The sequence below is a fragment of the Ruegeria sp. P10 genome, assembly GCF_056534925.1.
In genome coordinates this window covers 24,743-41,437 of sequence record NZ_JBQERJ010000007.1, presented here as the reverse complement: position 1 = coordinate 41,437, position 16,695 = coordinate 24,743, and the positions used below count along the sequence as shown (strand labels likewise).

The window sequence follows — 16,695 nt, the reverse complement described above, 5'->3', positions numbered from 1 at the left end:
ACGAGAAACTGCATGTCCATCAAAGATACCCTGCTTTACTATTTGCTGACCGCTGCGTCGAAACTCAGCCCACCTTTGTCGCCACGTACGGCAAGGCGGTTCAGAAATTCAGCCAAGAAAAGAGACCCCAAACGAGGTTGGGACAAACCGGGGCAATCCAACAGGCAGGGTTTTGAAGCCATCGGTCAGGCTGAAGAGTTCAAACCCTTCGACCCGCCTGCGAAAGCTGAACCCGCAGTACGGGCAATTGCGCATTACCTGCCGCAATTTCATCCCTTCAAAGAGAATGATGAATGGTGGGGCAAAGGCTTTACCGAATGGTCCAATGTCGGAAAGGCCGTCCCGAATTATCCGGGCCATTACCAACCTCATTGTCCGATTCATCTGGGTTACTACGACTTGCGGTTGCCAGAAATCATGGTCGAACAGACGCGGATCGCGAAATCTTACGGGATAGGAGGGTTCTCCTATTACTACTACTGGTTCGGTGGAAAGACCTTGATGGAGCACCCGCTCGAACAAATGTTGGGCAATCCGGAAGTCGACATGCCGTTTTGTCTGACATGGGCAAATGAAAACTGGACGCGCCGCTGGGACGGGCGGGCGCACGACGTTCTTATCGCGCAAAACCATTCGATCGAGGATTCCCTGAACCTTCTGCGTCATATACGAAAATACTTTGATGATCCGCGCTACGTTCGGATAGATGGGAAGCCGGTTTTCATCGTTTACCGAGCGAACATCATACCGAATATCGAGGAAACGACCGCAGCTTGGCGAAAAGAGGCACAAAGCTGGGGCGAGCCGGACCTGTATCTCATAGCTGCCCAGACTTTTGATATCGGCGATCCTGAGAAACTGGGTTTTGACGCTGCTATGGAGTTCCCTCCGCATCAGGTAAAGCGCACCGACATCACGGATGAGATGGGGATCTACAATCCAGAGTTCACGGGTGCCGTTCTGGATTACCAGGCCGTGGTCGAGGCAGAGCTTCAAAAGCCGGAACCCCGGTACAAGCTGTTTCGGTCCTCCACGCTCTCGTGGGACAATACCGCGCGCAATCAGGATGCCCCTCGGATTATGGGACGGTTCACAATCAATGCCTACAAGCGCTGGACGGAACATTTGTGTCGCCAGGTTCTTGCGCAGGAAAAATACAGTGCCGACGAAAAAATCGTTTTCATAAACGCGTGGAACGAGTGGGCAGAGGGGACTCATCTGGAGCCTGACCGAAGATATGGCTTTGCCTATCTTCAGGCGACGTATGACGCGTTACCCAAGAAATCTGAAAGTCAGATCAACACGTGATGTTTTCGACCTTGAGGTTTCGAGGACCTGACGGTTGGCGCCTCTGATATCCGGACGTCACACGTTGCCCGGGGTTGCGTATCAATTCTGATCGACCCTATGATGCTGTTCCGTATCGTTCGCTCTGACGGTGCGACCTGCAATTTGGTCGAACATCCATTGTACGGCTTCGTCGCCGTCGGACCGGATATGCCGATAAAGGCGAAGTTCGATCGGAGGCACATCAACCGGCAGCCTCAACATGCGCAGCCCCATTTCACGCGCGCTGCATTCGGTCAGCGTGGCAACCATATCTGTCTTGTGCAGAATATCCCGGATGTTCAGATAGCTTTGCATCTGAATCCCGAGTTTGCGTCGTGCGCCCAGTTTGCGCAGGACGATGTCGACCGGGCTCGCCCCCTGAGGCCGTGAGGAAACATGCAGATGTGTCAGCTGAAGATAACGCTCCAGCGTCAATGGACCCGAACCCAGCGGGTGGCCGGGTCGCATGGCACAGACATAGCGGTCTTTCATGATGGTCCGGCTGATCAGATCCGAACTGTCCGGCATCGGAATGTCCGACGTGATGTCGATCGTGCCCTGCTGTAACGCCTTGCGCGTATCCCGGCGGGGAATGCGCACGAGGCTGAGTTCGACCTGGGGTGCCGTGCATTGAAACCCGGACAAAAGCCCGGGCAGGATGATGAGGCTGTGAAGGTCGACCAAACTGACCCGGAACAGCCGTTTGCTGGTAAACGGGTCGAACCGTTCACCCTGCGCCGATGCGGCTTGCAACTGGTGAAGAGCGGCTGAGACCCTGTCCGAAATGCTCTCTGCCAGCGCCGTGGGCTGCATCCCCGTGCCGGTCTTCACGAAAAGCGGGTCGTTCAGTGTCTTGCGCAACCGGGTCAGGGCGTTGCTGACGGCCGGTTGCGTGATCGACAGGCGTTCGGCAACGCGGGTCAGATTTCGTTCGGTATAGATGGCGTCAAAAATAACAAAAAGGTTCAGGTCGATCTTGTTGAGCTTGGTCGTCATGTCATTCACCAGAATTATGCTGATGATCATGCAAGTAAATTTCACAAATGTCATTAAGGGCGGTAAGCTGAATGGTATCCCGGCGGAATACGGAGTTTCATGCATGACCTCATCCGGCCTCGAACTCGATACCCAGCGGCTTTCGACATATTTGGGGCGCCATATCCAAGGTTTCGCCGGCCCATTGTCCTATCGGAAGTTTTCGGGCGGGCAGTCGAACCCAACCTATCTGCTGAAGGCCGGTGGTTCGAAATACGTGCTGCGCCGCAAACCGCCAGGTGACCTGCTGCCTTCGGCCCATGCCGTGGATCGGGAATATCGTGTTCTCAGGGCACTTCATGGCACTGCGGTTCCGGTCGCCAAACCTTACGTGCTGTGTGAGGACACGGATGTCATCGGTTCCATGTTCTATGTCATGAGCTTCCAGGAGGGCCGGATTTTCTGGAACCCGGCGCTGCCCGAGTTGGACGTGGCCGACCATCATCCGGTGTTCGATGAAATGATCCGGGTTCTGGCCGCGCTGCATTCGGTTGACACAGGCGCCGTCGGCCTGTCCGACTTCGGCAAGCCGGGAAACTATTTCCAACGCCAATACAGCCGCTGGACCAAACAGTATCGCGCCGCAGAAACAAGTAAACTTCCCGAGATGGAACAGCTTATGGGCTGGCTGTCCCGCAATCTGCCCGATGGTGACGGTTCGGTCAGTCTGATCCACGGTGACTTTCGCATAGACAATTTTATCTTCGCTTCGGATGCCCCGCAGATCACCGCGGTTCTGGATTGGGAACTGTCGACGCTGGGCCACCCGATGGCTGATCTGGGCTATTTCTGTGTGTGTCTCAGATTGCCGCCCACCGGTCTGATCCGGGGGCTGCAAGGGCTGGATCGCGCTGCTTTGAACATCCCTTCCGAAGCTGAGATGATCGAGCGGTATTGTTCGCTGCGTGACCTGCCAGAGATTGAAAACTGGACCTTCTATCTGGCGTTTTCCTTTTTCCGGATGGCTGCGATTGCACAGGGTGTTTACAGCCGTGCGCTGGCGGGAAACGCATCGAACGAGAACGCAATGGCGTTCAAGGGGCTGGTGGCCCCTCTGGCGCAAATGGCGCTCGACGAAATCGCTGCTGCAACGCACTGAAGAGGACCACAATGGATTTTGCTCCATCGCCACGCGCCACGGAAATGCATGACCGGCTGAAAGCCTTCATGCAGGCGCATATCTATCCGCGCATTCGCGACCACAAAGAGGAAATAGAAGCCGGCAATTTCCCCGTTTCGTTCATGGAAGATCTCAAGTCGCTGGCCCGCGCCGAAGGGCTTTGGAACATGTTCCTGCCCTCCTTGCGGGATGATGAGCCCGGAACGCGGCTCAGCAATCTTGATTACGCGCCCCTGGCCGAGCTGATGGGCCAGGTGAGCTGGTCTTCGGAAGTCTTCAACTGCAACGCGCCGGATACCGGGAACATGGAATTGCTGCACATGTTCGCCACACCCGAGCAGCGCGAAGACTGGTTGGTGCCGCTGTTGAACGGCAAGATCCGTTCGGCCTTTGCCATGACCGAACCCGACGTGGCCAGTTCGGACGCGACCAACATAACAACATCCATCCGGCGCGAGGGTGATAAATACGTCATCAATGGCCGCAAGTGGTTCATCACCAATGCGTGCCACCCCAACACCAGACTTTTCATCGTCATGGGCAAAACCGACCCGAACGCCGATCGCCATAAACAGCAAAGCATGATCATCGTTCCAAAGAATACGCCCGGTTTGGAGATCGTGCGCAATCCGACGATCCTGAACATGCACGATCCCGAAGGCCATGCTGAACTGGTGTTCAAGGACGTGCGCGTCCCGGTCGGCAATCTGCTGGGCGAAGATGGCAGCGGTTTTGCACTGGCTCAGGCGCGGCTTGGGCCCGGGCGAATTCATCATTGCATGCGCTCGATCGGGGCGGCGGAAATGGCACTGAACCTGATGGTGGAACGTGCTCAGGAACGGAAGACCTTTGGCAAGCAACTCTCGGAACAAGGCGTGATCCGTGAATGGATCGCCAAATCCCGATTGGAGATTGAACAGGCGCGGCTGTTGACCCTGAAGGCGGCCTGGAAAATAGATCAGGTGGGGGCGAAAAAGGCCTTCCGCGAAATATCCCTGATCAAGGTCGTGGCGCCCCAGGTACATGCAAAGGTCACGGATCGTGCAATGCAGGTCTTTGGCGCAATGGGCATGACACCCGACACGCCATTGGCCGACAGTTACACTTGGGCCCGGGCGTTGCGCTATGCGGATGGACCGGATGAGGTCCATCTTCAGGCCATTGCCAAACAGGAGTTGAAGAATTCCAACTATGGGATGTCGGCGCAGTGGCTGACACCGCCTCTGCGCTAGGTCTGGGAAGGGATGGCATCACCGGAATATCCCTAAGATACGCAAGCCGAGTTGCCCAGTTTTCCTGGCATTCGGATACGCGGCCTGCCGCGCTATGTTCCGGCGGCAAGCAAATCGCTCGCCTTTTCTCCGATCATGATCGCGGGGGCGTTTGTGTTGCCGCTGACGATTTCCGGCATGATCGAACAATCCGCGACCCGCAGGTTTCCGATGCCGCGCACCTTTAGCGCGGGGTCTACGACTGCGGTTTCGTTCGCACCCATCGCGCAGGTCCCCGTTGGGTGATAGATCGACACGGAATTCGATCTGACCCAGTCCAGCGTGCCCTCGTAATCGTCGGTCGAGAGTTGGGATGTCGGGCGGAACTCTTCGGAAATCTTCGATGCCAGCGGATTGTGCTGTGCGATTCTGCGGGCGATGTTCACGCCGTCAACGATGGTTCGGCAATCCGTTTCCGTCGACAGATAGTTCGGAATGATCTTTACATGCTGTGATGGATCCGGGCCGTTCAGATGCAGTTCACCCCTGCTTTCCGGCCGCAGCTGGCACACGGACATGGTAAAGGCGGAAAACGGGTGTACGCCTTCGCCGGGGCTGTCGGCGGACCACGGCTGTACATGGAATTGAATGTCGGGTGTTTCTACGTCCGGGCGCGTTTTCATGAATCCGGTCGCAAGGCTGGCCGCCATGGTCATCGGACCGGCGCGGAACAAAGCGTATTTGAGCGCGATACGGGCCTGATTGATCAGGCTGCGCACCTCGTCATTCAATGTGGGCTCATTGCATTTGAAAACGAGACGGGCCTGCAAGTGATCCTGTAGTCTTTTGCCGACATTGGGCAAGGCATGGACCGGATCGATGCCGTTTTTCTTCAGGTGGTCCGGGTCGCCTATACCCGACAGCATCAGAATTTGAGGAGAGTTGATTGCACCGCCGGACAGGATGATTTCGCGCCGAACGTTCAAGGTTTTCTCATTGCCTGCGCGATCCCGATAGACAAGTCCGGTCGCCTGTTTTCCATCCAGCGTTATGCGTGTCACCAATGCGTTGGTGATGATGTTCAGGTTTTGTCGGTTTCGAATGGGTTTCAGATACGCCACAGCCGAGCTGCACCTGCGCCCATTGCGGGTGGTCAGCTGAAAATACCCTACGCCTTCCTGATCTGCGCCGTTGTAATCCGGATTGAACGGGTATCCGGCGGCTTGCGCTGCCGCGACCCAAGCGTCGCAGATCGGTCGCTGAATGCGCATGTTCGACACCGACAGCGGCCCACCGACACCGTGATACGGGTCTTCGCCGCGTTCTTGATCTTCGCTGCGTATGAACAGCGGCAGCACGTCGTCCCAGCCCCAGCCGACATTCCCCATCTGGCGCCAGCGGTCATAATCTTCCTTTTGGCCGCGCACATAGAGCAGACCGTTCAGAGAGGATGAGCCGCCCAGCACCTTGCCGCGTGGCCAGTCGATCGAGCGCCCGTTCAGGCCCGGATCGGGCTCGGTCCTGTAACACCAGTCCACCGAAGGGTTGTGCATGGTTTTGAAATAGCCAACCGGGATGTGGATCCAGGGGTTGGTGTCGCGGCCGCCGGCCTCTAACAGCGCGACGGTAGTGTTGGGATCGGCGCTTAGCCGATTGGCGATGACACAGCCCGAAGACCCCGCGCCAACTACCGCATAATCCACTTCCATGACCGCCTCCTTCCAACGTCGTTGAAAAAAACTCTATGCAAGATGCTAGAAATATACTAGCCTTTTTTGATACAAAACGTCTCAATAATTGCGAACAGGGAGGTAAGCAATGGAGATTGGTCGGAAACTGAGTGGTATTTCGCGGCGGGATTTCTTCCGGGTAGCGGGGCGCTATGGCATGAGCTCGACGCTGCTTGCAGCAGGAGGGTTTGGCGGTGCGATGAGCCTGGCCAATCTGGCGCAGGCGGCGGAATCCACGTATGAAAAACGCTTTTCGAAAGAACCGAAGTACACGTTGAAATTTGGTGCGTCGGGCTTCAACACCCGCAACTTGCTGATCGAGCGCGCCGGCGCCATCGAATTTGCACGCGACCTCGAAGAACGCACCGATGGCGAGATTCGGATCGAGTTCATCGGCGACAACCAGATCTGCGGACAACTCAGCTGTGTTGAAAAAACCCAGCAGGGAATCGTCGATATCTACGCAGCTTCGACCCAGAATTCGGCCGGCGGTGCGCCTTATCTGAACGTCCTGGACTATGCCTACATGTTCCCCAGCCGGGCGGCGCAGTATCATTTCTTCTACAGCCCCGCCAGCCAGCGCATCCTGCGCGACCCGCTTGAAAAGCGTCACGGGCTGAAATTCCTGTTCACCCATTGTGAACTGCGCGGTCTGCAAATGGGCTCGACCTTTGCCGACAAGCCGACCGTCACCAAGCTGGAAGAGCTGTTCGGCACCAAGAACCGCGTGACCGGTACGCAGCTGGGTCGGATCGCGATGCAACTGCTGAACCTGAACCCTGTTCCGGTGGCATGGGAAGAAACGCTGGATGCGCTCAAGACCGGTCTGATCGATGGTGCGGAAACCTGGGCCTCGGCGGTGGCATATGCGAACATGGCGCCTGTGGTTTCGCAATCGGTGAACCTGAAGTTCTTCTGCGGTACCGAACACACTTCGATGTCTGCCAAAGTATTCGATGGCCTGGGCGGTGAATTGCAGGATGCCGTGATGGAATCGTCCTATTTCACCCAGGCCCTGATCCAAGGCGCGAATGAGGCGGCACTGCTGAACACGGTCGGATTCTCGGATCCGCAATTGCCGCAAACCATTTTTGCGGAAAACGGCGTGCGCCCGGCCTTCCTGCCGGAGGACCAGATCAAGCTGGCCGAAGAAATGTGTGCTCCGAACTACAACCCCGAGCCGTGGGCGCAGTGGCGCGAGCGGCTGAACAAATGGGCCGGTGGCATCGATACTTACCAGGAGATCTACGACATCGCGCGCGAGATCCCAGCGGACACGCTGCCGGAAAATGTCGAGCCGCGCCGCTGGTGGAAGGGCGAGGCCTGATTAGACTGCCAGAACCGGCCCGAACGGGCCGGTTCAATCAATACCCACTGGGAGGACGGGCTTCATGTCACTTTGGGCAGACATTGGCGCAATATTCAGCGCTTTTCTCAGCCAGGATTCTTTCGAGATTCAACTTGCTCTGGAATCCGACGCGGCTTGGATCGTTGGTGCGATCGTTGCCGCGATCGGGGGTTTGCTGGTCATGCTGATCTATCGCATGGTGCCGTTGATCGAACGTCATCTGGAACGGTCGGTCATGGTGTATTCTTATCTTGCCATCGCACTGATCATCTTCTGGGGCGTGATCGACCGGTTTGTCTTCAATGATCAGGAACCCTGGTCCACAACCATTCCTCCGCTTCTTTTCATGGTGATGGCCTGGTTTGGTGCGTCCTACAACGTACGCTTGCGCACGCATCTGAGTTTCAGTGAATTCCGCACCGCCATGCCCCGCGGCGGGCAATTGGCCTGCCTGTTTCTTGACGCGGTGCTGTGGTTCATCTTCGCGGTGATCGTCATCGTGACCACCTCGCGACTGGTGGCGCTTTCGGCCTCGAACTTTCAGATCGTACTGGGCACGGACAATATCATGCAGTGGTGGTTCCTGCTGGCTGCACCATTGTCATTCTTCTTGATGGTCGGTCGCGTGTTTCAGAACCTCGCCGATGATTTGCACAACTGGAAAACAGGCGAGCCGCTGATCAAGCAGGCCGTGATCGGGGCAGACTGATGACAGACGGAACACTTGTTACACTGATCTCGCTGGGGGTCACCTTTCTGTTCATGCTGGGCGTGCCGGTGCTGCTGGTCATCGGTTACTGGGTCATTGGATGTTCCTTTGTCCTTGGTCTGACGCTGGACAATATGGGGGCCGAACTTCTGAACGTCTTCAACAAAGGCTTCGCCCTGTTGGCGATGCCGTTGTTCATCCTGACCGGCGACCTGATCAACAAATCCGGCATCGCGCGACGGCTCAGTGATTTTGCCTATGCCTGCCTGGGCTGGATACGCGGCGGACTTGCAATGGCGTCGCTGGGGGCCTGCGGGCTGTTTGCGGCGATTTCGGGGTCGAACTCGGCCACGACGGCGACCATCGGGTCGATGCTGCACCCCGAGATGGTAAAGGGCGGCTATGACGAACGGTTCAGCGCCGCGACCGCTGCTGCGGGCGGTACTGTCGGTATCATCATCCCCCCTTCGATCATCTTCATCGTCTATGGCTTTCTGATGAACCTGCCGATTTCCGAATTGTTCGTGGCCGGTATTCTGCCCGGTGCGCTGATGGTCATCGGGATGCAGCTGGCGTGCTGGATCATCTGCCGCATGAACGGGTGGGGCTATCTGATCCCACTGCAATTGAACCGGGTGCTGAAAACCGCCTTCGGGGCCTGGCTCGGCTTTTTCGCCATCGGGCTTGTGCTTTGGGGCATATATACCGGCAAGTTCTCTCCGACAGAGGCCGCTGGCGTGACCGTGGGCTTTTGTGTCATTGCGGGGCTGGTCAGCTACCCGATCAACCGCATCATGGGGGCCCGGAACGATATACCGCCAACCGAAAAGAGCTTCGCTGAAATGTTCGTGGTCGAGGGGTTCACGATCCCTGAGATCCCCTCAATCGTTATCAGGTCTGCCCAGATTACGGGTATCCTGGCCCCGTTGATCGCAATTTCGGTTGTGATGCAGCAGATCCTGTCCCTACTTGGCGCACAGGAAACAATCGGAAACTTCGTGACCTCCATGGGGGGGTACCATGCGGTTCTGTTTACATCGATGGTGATCGTCTTCTTTTCAGGCATGGTGCTGGAAAGCCTTCCGGTCACCATCATCCTGGCCCCGATCCTTGCGCCAATCGCAGCCTCGGTTGGAATTGATCCAATTCATTTCTCAGTCATCTTCCTGGTCGGTGCATCCATCGGGTTTATCACACCACCATACGGGCTTAACCTGTATGTCGCTTCAGGCGTGACGGGCGTGCCGTACTTCCGGTTGCTGCGCTATACGGTGCCTTATTTGGTGGCCCTGCTATCGGTCTGGATATTGGTGTCGCTGGTGCCCGAACTGGCCTTGATCCTTCTGCCAAATAACTAGAATGTTGAAGGATGGCCGAGACTGATACTAAAAACAGAGAAACTCAGATTCCCACCAACCTGCGCCTGTTGCTGATCCTTGAAGAGGTGGCACGGCGCGGCGTTGCGGTCAAACCTTCGGATCTGATCGATGCATTGGGATTGGCCAAACCCACAATCCATCGTTTGCTGCAAACGGCAGAGGCAGAAGGGTTCCTGCAACGCGATCTTGACGGACGGTCCTATGGTCCGGGCAGAAGACTGCGGCTGCTGTCCGTGAATACCATGTCCGCCGAGCATCTGCGGACCGCGCGTCTCGCCATCCTGCGCGGCGTGGCCGACGAAGTGGGCGAAACATGCAATCTGGCCATCCCGGATCGCGAAGGCATGATCTATCTTGACCGGGTAGAAACCAAATGGCCGTTGCGAATTCAATTGCCGATCGGAACCCAGGTGCCGTTCCACTGCACGGCCAGTGGCAAGATGTACCTTTCCACCTTGCGCCCCAAAACTCTAAACGGGTTTCTGTCAGCCGGAAAGCTGAAGGAGCAGACCGCCCGTTCATTGACAGAGCCGAAGGCCCTGCTGAGTGAAATCAAGATCACGGCCGAGCGGGGATTTTCCACCGACGACGAAGAATTCATGGCGGGCATGGTGGCGATCGCCGTGCCGGTGCAGGACGCGCAGGGCAGGCTGGTTGCCACGCTTTCAGTTCATGCCCCGACGCAACGGCATGATGTCGGCAGTCTGAAGTCATTTCTCGACACCTTGCGCCGGGGGGCGGAAAAACTGTCGCAGCTGTTGGGCGAGTAAATGGCGCAACGGGATAACCGGCAATAATCAGGCCGACGGCCGTTCGTGGCAGTTGTATCGAGGATGCCGCAAAGCCTAGGAAGGCCTCTTGCCGAAACACAAGACAATCCATCAGCACCGGAATGGCCGTCGTCGCGCCGGCATCGGAACCCTTGGCCAAAAGACCGCCTCAACATGCAGAACAAAGTACCCGGGACTGGGCGTCCCGGGTGGTGTTTTTTGCTGGCCTTTCAAGTTTTTGCCCGACGACTATCCAGCGATACTCAGATGTCGAATTTGACGCCCTGGGCCAGTGGAAGTTCGGCCGAGTAATTCACGGTGTTGGTCTGACGGCGCATATAGGCTTTCCACGCGTCCGAACCGCTTTCGCGCCCGCCGCCGGTTTCCTTCTCTCCGCCAAAGGCGCCACCGATCTCTGCCCCTGAGGGCCCGATATTGACGTTGGCAATTCCGCAATCGGATCCGGCCGCAGACAGAAACTGCTCGGCCTCGCGCATGTTCAGGGTAAACACGCAGGATGAAAGGCCTTGTGGTACGTCATTCTGAAGCTCTACCGCGTCGTCGAAATCGTCATAGCCCATGACGTAGAGGATCGGCGCAAAGGTTTCGGTTTTCACGGTCGCGGTCTGACCCGGCATTTCGACGATCGCAGGTTCCATGTATACACCTGCCGGAACACCTTCGGTAACGCGGTTGCCGCCGAACACCGAACCGCCTTCCGCTTCGGCCGCTTTCAAAGCGGCGGTCATCGCCGCGCCCGCGGCTTCGTCCACAAGCGGCCCAACCAACGTGCCGTCTGTCAGTGGATTGCCGATGGGCAGACCCGAATAGGCTTTTTTCAGACGGCTCACCAGTTCTTCGCGGATCGAGTTGTGCACGATCAGGCGACGCAACGTGGTGCAGCGTTGACCGGCGGTACCAACTGCCGAAAAGACAATCGCGCGCACGGCCATCTCCAAATCAGCCGAAGGGCCGATGATCATTGCGTTGTTGCCACCTAGTTCCAGAATGCACTTGCCAAAGCGCTGTGCGACGATGGGGGCGACAGCGCGGCCCATGCGGGTCGATCCCGTGGCCGAGATCACCGGAACATCTTCACTGGCCACCAGTGTTTTTCCCAGATCGGCGCCACCGATAAGCGTTTGCAGAAGACCGTCCGGCGCATCGCCAAATCGGGCCAGGGCGCGTTCGAAAACCTTTTGACAGGCCAGCGCCGTCAGCGGGGTTTTTTCGGACGGTTTCCAGATCACCGGATCACCGCATACGATGGCCAGAGCAGCATTCCACGACCAAACCGCAACCGGGAAATTGAACGCGGAAATCACACCAACCGGGCCAGCAGGATGCCAGGTTTCCATCATCCGGTGGCCCGGACGTTCGGACGCGATGGTCAGGCCATAAAGCTGACGCGACAGGCCGACGGCAAAGTCACAGATGTCGATCATCTCCTGCACTTCGCCCAGACCTTCCGAGGTGATCTTGCCCGCTTCCCAACTGACCAGAGCACCCAGGTCGTCCTTGGCTGCGCGCAGCTCTTCACCCAACAGGCGGATCAGTTCACCCCGGCGCGGGGCGGGGACAACGCGCCATTCCCTGAACGCAGCCTTGGCTCGGGAAAAGATGGCGTCCATGTCCGAGATCGGCGTCTCGTGCACTTCGGCCAGCAGGCTTCCGTCAATCGGCGACGTGACCCTGAGCGTGCCGCCTTTTAGTTGGGCCTCGGTCAGATCCAGGTTTGCAAGCGTGGTTTGGGCTGTCATTACGATGTCTTTCATATCTCAGGCCGCCTTGTTCTGTTCGGTGACGTCGCCAGCGCGATACAGCTGGCCAAATTCAGTGTTGAGGAAATCGTCCAGCTTGACCTGTTCCTGCCGGACAAAGCCTTTCGAGGGCAGAGCTCCGATCCGCATCAGATCGACCACCCCCAGCACGCCTGCGGCGGTCGTGACCTGAATAGCGCTCCAGACCTGTCCATTGATGGTGCGGGCAAAGGATTTGTTGATCAGGGACTTTTCGCGCAGCACGCCATCAATGACGCCTTTTGCGGTGCAATATACCAGCACCACGTCCTGATCGGTGCGGGGCAGAGCGGCCTCGAATATCTCTTTCAGCAGGTCGCGGCGGCGTTCCAGTCCCAGATCGTTCAAAAGCAGCTTCAGGATATCGCAATGACCCGGATAGCGGATCGAGCGATAGGACACATCCCGCGCCTTGCCTTCCAGCGTTTCCGGCAACGTGCCCAGACCGCCCGAGGTATTGAAGCATTCGTATTCCACGCCGTCATGGCCCAGAATCTCGTAGTTCTCCAACGGCGCGGTCTTGACCAGCTTGCCGTTCACGATGGCATCGCATGGGTTGCAATATTCGTTGATCAACCCGTCGGTGGACCAGGTCAGGTTGTATTTCAGCGCATTCGTCGGATAAAGCGGCAATGCCCCCACCCGCATGTGCAGGCTGTCAATCTGGTCAAACTCCGCCGCCAGCGAAGCTCCGGCGATGCCGACAAAACCTGGCGCCAGACCGCATTGCGGCATAAACGCAGTTGCGCTGTCCCCGGCCAGTTCACGTACCGCATTCGTGGCCGCAACATCTTCGGTCAGGTCGAAATAATGCGCCCCCGCCGCTTTGGACGCTTTGGCGATGGAAGGGGTCAAGAAGAACGGCGCTGCCGAGATGACTGCGTCGAAACCGGTCAGTTCCCGGGCCAGCCCGTCCGCGTCATTGGCATCGATCTGTCTGGTTCCAATGCCCATCTTCGAGATATCACCAAGCGCTTTTAGATCATGATCAGCGACCGTCACAGAGTAATTCGGCGACCCTTTCAACAGGGTTGCAATCATCTGTCCGATCTTTCCAGCGCCGACAACGCACACATTCCAGGACATAAAGATCTCCGCTGTTTCCCATCCTGTCGCAAGCGTGACGCGCGGCCACGACAATTCATAGGTGCCAATTTGACGAATTGATGTAGATGGTTGTCAAATTGTCGGAAAAAGGGATAAATTATCGGAAGCGCAATTGCCGGCCATGTGTCGCGACAGGTCCTGCCACGTGCCAACGTGGCCCTTGGCCCGATTGCGCCGTGACCTTTTGTCTTGTGTTGCCTGACACTTGGGAAGCGTCACGTTCTTGAGCGATTCCAATAACTTGTTTTCTGACTGCCGGGCGCAACGGTCCGGTGATCTTTCAAGCCGACTGATCCGCTTCCATCCAAGCCTCGAAGCGCTTCCAAGTTCGCGTCACACGCGGATTTTTGAGCGGTGTTTCTCGTTTGCGACATGGTTTGGTCAAATCGAACAACTTCTTGGCATTGCTCGGCTGCATGGTACGCCCAGCGGTCGCCGGAGAAGGCTGTGAAGCTCGGCCGTGGCCGCCTTGTCGCGTGTTGAACAAGGGCAGGTGTTGCATTGATCGCGTTATGTCCCAAGCCCGAAAACTCAGCCTGTTCCGAGAAGGGCGTTGTGACCTCTTGCCTGCACGCCGATTCGCAACAAACTCACCAAACACCCTGGGAGGGTCACAACGAATGACTGCAAGGCCACTCAATCATATTCGTGTCCTCGATTTTGGCCAATACCTGGCTGGTCCACTGGTTGGCATGATGCTTGCTGATTTGGGGGCAGAGGTGATCCGCATCGACCCGCCCTGTGGCCCGCGATTGAAAGAACCGGCCACAGACATGCTGTCACGTGGCAAAATCGCCGTGACGATCGACCTCAAATCCGAAGGGGGTTTGCAGGTCGCGCGCGAACTTGTGGCGCGGGCTGACGTGGTGATCGAGAACTTCCGGCCCGGCGTGATGGAGAGGCTGGGCCTGGGTCCGAAAGCTCTGCGCGAAATAAATCCGCGCATCGTGTCATTGTCATTGCCGGGGTTTGCCTCAACCGATCCCGCGCTGGCCGATCTTCCGGCGTGGGAAGCCGTGATCGCGGCCCGCACTGGGCAATTCACGGATATGGGGCTGAACCGGCGCCTGATGGGCATCAACCCATCCTTTTCACCTTTGACGCTGGCATCCGCCTATGGCGCTTCGTTCGGCGCGATGGCCGTGCAGTTCGCCTTGGCTGCACGTGACCGGAACGGAGGCGACCACATCGAGGTGCCTCTGGCTTCGGCCTTGCTGGAAGGGTTGGTGTATAACTGTGAGCAGATTGAAGACTATCCCGAACGTTACAAGTCCCCTCGCGAAGTGGAACTTGACAGGCGCGCAGCCGAAGGCTTGCCAATGGATCTGAGCTTTGCGGAACTGGAAGAGTTCCTGGACCCTTTCTATCGAACTTATACCTGCGCCGACGGGCGTGGGTTCTATGTGGTGGCGGGCAGTGTGAAAACACATCCCCGGCGGGTGTTGGAGACGCTTGGCCTCAAACACCTTGCCGATCAATTGCCGGACTTCGACGCCTATCTCGATACCGCAGACTGGCCGGATGAATGGTCGCTGCGCAACTACCCTGTCGGAGCAAGGGATCGCGCGCGTGTATCCGACGCAATGAAAAAGGCCTTTCTGACAAGGCCCTCTCATGAGTGGGAAGCCCTTTTCGGGTCTGCCAAGGCGCCCGGAACGGCGCAACGGTTCAGCAAGGAATGGCTGGCCGATCCGCACGCTTTGGCCTCGGGCCTGGTGTTGGAGGTAGAGGACCCGCGTCATGGGAAGATGCAGCAGATGGGAAATGTTGCGTGGCTTGCGGATGATGGCGCTGCGCTGGTCAAAAAACCGGGCCCCGATTCCGATGACGCACCCGTTTCAACGATCCTTGCCGAACCGCCGCGCAGCGGACCACCAGCCGCAAGCGGCCAGGGCTGGCTGGAGGGGTTGAAGGTGCTGGACCTGACCAACGTGATCGCCGGTCCGACGGTCGGGTCCACGCTGGCACGATTTGGCGCTCAGGTGACTTCCGTTCAGCCGGCAGAGCCATCAGTTGATCCGTGGAACACCGTGGTTTTCGGCCTGCACGCACATCGTGGAAAACAAAGCGTTTTGCTGAACCTGAGCTCGGATGACGGGAAGCGGGCGTTACGGCGGCTCATCGACTCCTCGGATGTCATCACCATAAACGGCACGGATGAGCAGCGCGATGCCCTGGGGTTGAGCGCGGAAGAGCTGGCGGCGATCAACCCCCGTCTCATACTGGTGCAACTCGATGCCTTTGGCGGTCCTGCGCGCGGACCCAAATCGGACCATCTGGGGTATGACGACCTGGCGCAGGCGGCGACAGGGGTCATGGTGCGTTTTGGCGGTGGCATGGCCACGCCCGAAGAGCATGCGCATTTCGGTACCATTGACGTTCTGACCGGCTATTGCGCATGTGTTGCGCTTGGTGCGGCCCTGCTGAGATTGCAGAAAACCGGCAAAGGCGGGATTGCGCGGGCTGCGTTGGCGGCGGCCGGCAACCTCATTCAGGCGCAATTGATGTATGATTTCGAAGGCCGCGCGCCCTTTGACGAACCGGCCGGGAGCGCAGCTATGGGCTGGGGACCATTCTACCATTGTTACCGCGCGGCGGACGGGTGGATGTTCTTTGCCGCACCCACCGAACAACGCAAAGCCCTGCGCCGTGTCTCGGACCTCGCCAGCGTGGCCGATATGCCGGAAAAGGAATTGCCGGATGCGCTTGCGGATCATTTTGCAAGGCAACCTGTTGAATACTGGCAAAAGGCGTTTTCCGGTTCCGCCAGCACTGTCATGCCTCTTGGATCGTTGCATGACACGCGCGACGCCGTGTTGCAGCCGGAAAGCGCCGGGAATATCGACCTGACGCGGGGAACGTTCAACGTCATTCGGCATGACATGCATCCCATGGGCCGGTGGTGCGATCTGGTTGCCCCAAATGCCGTGCGACCCGAACGCGCCCGGATCGTCATTCCCGGACCGATGCCGAAATACGGCGCGGATACACGCAGCATTCTGCGAAACGTCGGTTATGCAGATGAGGATATCGACGCGATGATCTCTGCTGGATCGGCCGCCGAAAGCTGGTCGGAAAAGTACTTGCCCGAGTAGCCGACCAGCCACAGACGGTTCGGAAATCAAGAAGATATGCCATCCGCCGCCGCAGGCACGGGC

General features: G+C 57.8%; 12 protein-coding genes. 8 read left to right on the top strand and 4 right to left on the bottom strand.

Translation table 11 applies throughout. The features are described from left to right. The first annotated feature begins 12 nt into the window (after positions 1-12). Complete coding sequence (locus ACR0FB_RS12885) at positions 13-1,308, top strand: glycosyltransferase WbsX family protein (RefSeq protein ID WP_216600201.1); 1,296 nt, start codon at positions 13-15, stop codon at positions 1,306-1,308. Positions 1,309-1,389: 81 nt separating this feature from the next. Here ACR0FB_RS12885 and ACR0FB_RS12880 read toward each other — a convergent pair whose 3' ends face one another. Continuing rightward, entirely contained in the window at positions 1,390-2,355 is a 966-nt protein-coding gene (locus tag ACR0FB_RS12880) for a LysR family transcriptional regulator (protein WP_480621086.1), read from the bottom strand. Here ACR0FB_RS12880 and ACR0FB_RS12875 point away from each other — a divergent pair. Then, on the top strand, positions 2,348-3,463 hold the full coding sequence (locus ACR0FB_RS12875; protein ID WP_480621088.1) for a phosphotransferase family protein: 1,116 nt from the start codon (positions 2,348-2,350) through the stop codon (positions 3,461-3,463). The two genes, ACR0FB_RS12880 and ACR0FB_RS12875, sit on opposite strands and share 8 nt — an antisense overlap. A gap of 11 nt (positions 3,464-3,474) precedes the next feature. Continuing rightward, positions 3,475-4,716 (top strand): acyl-CoA dehydrogenase family protein, encoded by a 1,242-nt coding sequence (locus ACR0FB_RS12870; RefSeq protein ID WP_171724541.1) that lies wholly within the window; start codon positions 3,475-3,477, stop codon positions 4,714-4,716. 92 nt (positions 4,717-4,808) lie between these two features. Here ACR0FB_RS12870 and ACR0FB_RS12865 read toward each other — a convergent pair whose 3' ends face one another. Then, positions 4,809-6,404 carry a GMC family oxidoreductase gene (locus ACR0FB_RS12865; RefSeq protein ID WP_480488851.1) on the bottom strand — a complete coding sequence of 532 codons (1,596 nt, stop codon included), beginning with the start codon at positions 6,402-6,404 and terminating at the stop codon, positions 4,809-4,811. Positions 6,405-6,513: 109 nt separating this feature from the next. Between ACR0FB_RS12865 and ACR0FB_RS12860 the strand changes: the two genes are divergently transcribed. From ACR0FB_RS12860 to ACR0FB_RS12845, 4 genes are all read left to right on the top strand, one after another. Continuing rightward, positions 6,514-7,752 carry a TRAP transporter substrate-binding protein gene (locus ACR0FB_RS12860; protein WP_171636329.1) on the top strand — a complete coding sequence of 413 codons (1,239 nt, stop codon included), beginning with the start codon at positions 6,514-6,516 and terminating at the stop codon, positions 7,750-7,752. A gap of 64 nt (positions 7,753-7,816) precedes the next feature. Next, entirely contained in the window at positions 7,817-8,482 is a 666-nt protein-coding gene (locus tag ACR0FB_RS12855; RefSeq protein ID WP_171636326.1) for a TRAP transporter small permease, read from the top strand. Next, the gene (locus tag ACR0FB_RS12850) at positions 8,482-9,840 is read left to right on the top strand and encodes a TRAP transporter large permease (protein WP_171636325.1); all 1,359 of its coding nucleotides are present in this window, start codon (positions 8,482-8,484) and stop codon (positions 9,838-9,840) included. The genes ACR0FB_RS12855 and ACR0FB_RS12850 overlap by 1 nt, the downstream gene beginning before the upstream one ends. A gap of 11 nt (positions 9,841-9,851) precedes the next feature. Continuing rightward, positions 9,852-10,631, top strand: coding sequence for an IclR family transcriptional regulator (locus ACR0FB_RS12845; protein ID WP_480488855.1), 780 nt, complete (start codon positions 9,852-9,854; stop codon positions 10,629-10,631). Positions 10,632-10,894: 263 nt separating this feature from the next. On the opposite strand, the gene amaB is transcribed toward ACR0FB_RS12845, so the two are convergent. Then, positions 10,895-12,391: an L-piperidine-6-carboxylate dehydrogenase gene (gene amaB / locus ACR0FB_RS12840; RefSeq protein WP_480621119.1), complete on the bottom strand. Its 1,497-nt coding sequence runs from the start codon at positions 12,389-12,391 to the stop codon at positions 10,895-10,897. Between the two features lie 18 nt (positions 12,392-12,409). Further along, the gene (locus ACR0FB_RS12835) at positions 12,410-13,516 is read right to left on the bottom strand and encodes a saccharopine dehydrogenase family protein (RefSeq protein ID WP_171233222.1); all 1,107 of its coding nucleotides are present in this window, start codon (positions 13,514-13,516) and stop codon (positions 12,410-12,412) included. A 641-nt stretch (positions 13,517-14,157) separates the two neighbouring features. Between ACR0FB_RS12835 and ACR0FB_RS12830 the strand changes: the two genes are divergently transcribed. Further along, a complete protein-coding gene (locus tag ACR0FB_RS12830) occupies positions 14,158-16,632 on the top strand; it encodes a CoA transferase (protein ID WP_480621091.1) in 2,475 nt (824 codons plus the stop codon). The last annotated feature ends 63 nt before the right edge of the window (positions 16,633-16,695 follow it).